This is a genomic window from Desulfobacterales bacterium (genome assembly GCA_029211065.1).
GTDB lineage: Bacteria > Desulfobacterota > Desulfobacteria > Desulfobacterales > JARGFK01 > JARGFK01.
The window spans coordinates 1-2,914 of record JARGFK010000223.1; the positions used below are offsets into that span (position 1 = coordinate 1).

At 49.4% G+C, this 2,914-nt stretch carries 3 protein-coding genes; all 3 read right to left on the reverse strand.

The features are described from left to right. Positions 1 to 1,187, reverse strand: a 1,187-nt coding sequence (locus P1P89_22960; GenBank protein MDF1594384.1) for a tripartite tricarboxylate transporter permease, incomplete at its 3' end; no start/stop codon positions are given. Between the two features lie 60 nt (positions 1,188 to 1,247). Beyond that, positions 1,248 to 1,808 carry a tripartite tricarboxylate transporter TctB family protein gene (locus P1P89_22965; GenBank protein MDF1594385.1) on the reverse strand — a complete coding sequence of 187 codons (561 nt, stop codon included), beginning with the start codon at positions 1,806 to 1,808 and terminating at the stop codon, positions 1,248 to 1,250. A 188-nt stretch (positions 1,809 to 1,996) separates the two neighbouring features. Next, positions 1,997 to 2,815: a tripartite tricarboxylate transporter substrate-binding protein gene (locus P1P89_22970; GenBank protein MDF1594386.1), complete on the reverse strand. Its 819-nt coding sequence runs from the start codon at positions 2,813 to 2,815 to the stop codon at positions 1,997 to 1,999. Between the last annotated feature and the right edge of the window lie 99 nt (positions 2,816 to 2,914).

Genomic DNA, 2,914 nt, shown 5'->3' on the forward strand with positions numbered 1-2,914 from the left:
TCGCGCCAAATGATTATTGGAGGTAACCCTCTACATATAGTGGGCGGTTGAGTTAACTGCATACCCAGTTTAATAATAACAATTTCTGAAAAAAGCAGCGCCATAAAAATCGTCAGCGTGATCACAAGCCCTTGTCCTTCAAACAGGGAGTGACCCCAGCGAAAACCGTGTAAAATCATGATTGCCAGAAAAGCGGCGCAAGTGCCGCTGCCGGGAATACCGAAGAGCAATGTGGGCAGAAGCGCTCCGTCGATCATGGCATTATTGGAAGCTTCCGTGGCGACCAGCCCTTTGGGGTTGCCGACTCCGAATTTTTCGTTGGGGTTGGAGCGGACCGCTTCACCATAGGCGACAAAGTTGGCGACCGAACCGCCCGTACCCGGGAAGGCGCCAATCAGAAATCCGATAATGGAACTTTTTATGATGGTCGGCCATTCTTTAAGAGCGATCATGATGCCGTTAATTCGGCTGCCCTTCAGGGCTTCTCTGGAAATGGCCGCCTGGGGTTCACCGGCCAGATGACTCATGGTGGCCACACCGAACATGCCCATCAGGATGGCGATAAAGGGGATGCCGTCAAATAGTTCCCAAATACCGAAGGTATAGCGGACATCCGCGCTCATGGTGCCGATACCGATAGTCGTAACGCTTAAACCGAGCAAGCCGGCGATAATCCCTTTGTAAAAAGCCCCTTTGGAAACCCGGGATACGATGATGATGCCGAATACGCCCAGCAGAAAAAACTCCGGTGTGCCGAAAAGGAGGATAAATCCCCCGATAACGGTGATGCAGGTAACAGCGATAATATCGCCCACCAGCCCTCCCAGGGATGAGGCGACGCCGCAGGCCATCAGCGCATCTATGGCTTTCCCCTGTTTGGCCATGGGATACCCTTCAATGGTGGTGGCTGCCGCCGAAGCGTCCCCCGGCGTATTGAGCAGAATCGATGAAATGCTGCCGCCGAACATGGCACCGTCGTAAATGGATATGGCGAACAACAGTGCCGGAAGCGTCTCTATCTTGAGGGTGAAGGGGATGATGATGGCAACCCCCAAGGCAGGACCTAAACCCGGAATGGCGCCGATGATGATTCCCAAAAAGGTGCCGCCCGTCACCCAGGCGATGTTAACAGGGGATAAAAATATATTCTGGGCTGCTTGAAGCAAAGCCTGTAAAAATTCTACCATATAAGAGTGCTCCTGGAAGGCTTATGGTTCCGGGTTCAGCATGGAAATAAAAAAACATTTTTATAAGAATTTGGATATTGCGGCTTTGCCGAAATCATATCCAAAGGAATAGTCAAATATGTAAACCATTGCCATTAATATGGCCAATAAAAACAGATTAGAAATCATGGAGGTTAAATTTTTTCTATCTTTTCTGAAAATGAACAGATAGCTTACGGTGAATAAAAACGTCGATATGTAAAAGCCAAACAGATAAGAGAATAAAAAATATCCCATGGTCAGCCCAAGGACCGTATAAGAATGTTGCGGGCTGAAACGTCCCTTCTTAGAGATGGCGGTTTTTTCAACCGGCATATCTTCATTTTTTTCCGGTATTAATCCAAATAACCGAAACTCCGTATCTTTCTTCATGGCCTGATGAAGCGCCGGGGGCAGAAATCCACTGATGAGATATAAAGCGACCATTACCAATCCCGGTCCGGCAATGACCAACGGAAAAATCTTTCCGATAAACTGGAACTTGAATGAGCCGAAAAAAATCAATGCGAAAAATCCCAGGCAGAATAATAACAACCCGAATTCGTGTTTTGAAAACTCAGCTTTGCCGATTCTGATGTTCATGGCTCTCCCCTGTAAAGCCTGACATGCGTCAGCATGGCAGCGACACACTATCATTCCGGCCGGCCAGGTAGACGCTGCCGGCAGGATAAAGGAGGACCCCGTTTGGCGTGCGCGAGATCCTCCCTTAACCAATTAACCGGTTTATGGGCCACCGGAAAAAATTAAATTCATCCGTTCTCTAAGCGATCTTATTTTTTCTTAATCAGGTTTTCAATGCCAAGATCTTCAGCCACCTTGATGGCATTGTTCAACTGGTCTTCAGCATCTTTCCCGGTTCCCAGAGCGGGTGTAATGTTATAGGATTTGTAGCGCGCCTGCATCAGGATATCTTTTTCCTGGGCCGCGATAAATTTCTTTTCCAGAATTTGCTGGCGATCTTTCGGAAGCCCCGGGGGCGCATAAACCGATCGGCTGAAGGTTAATTCCATGAGGGGATCACCAGACTCTGAAAAGGCGGGAACATTTGGAATCGTAGCAGACCGTTCCGTCTGGCCGGCCAGGGCGATGCCCACCAGCCTGCCTTCAGTAATGGCCGACTCCATGGCAGTGAATGAGCCAAAGGCAATATCAACTTCATTGCGAATAAGTGCGCTGACAACATCCGAGGTGGCGTTGTACGGTATAAATTTTTTCAACGGCGCGTTGAAGCGTTTACTGAAAAGGAGGGCGGAGATGTGTTCCATCCCGCCGATCCCGCTCAACCCGACCTTGGGTTCCTTGCCTTCCTGAGTGGCCTTAATCAGAGACTTCAGATCCTTGTAATCGTATCCTGCTCGGGCAACCAGGATCTGGGGATCCTTGGCATATACGGTGATTCCTGTCAGTTTGCGAATGTCCCAGCTGGGTTTATGCAGATACCAGGCAAAAGGCGAAGAGGGCGGATTAAACGCAACCAGGGTATAGCCGTCCGGTTTTGCGTTGAAGCATTCCCCGATACCCCTTAAATCCTGACCGCCGGGGAGGTTGTTGACTGAAACATCGACCTTCAGATATTTTTTTGCAGACATGGCCGCCGCAAATGTACGCGCTCAGGCGTCTGTGCCGCCGCCCACAGTGAAGGGAACAATGATAGAAACCGATTTGCTGGGAAATTTGTCTTCACTCAT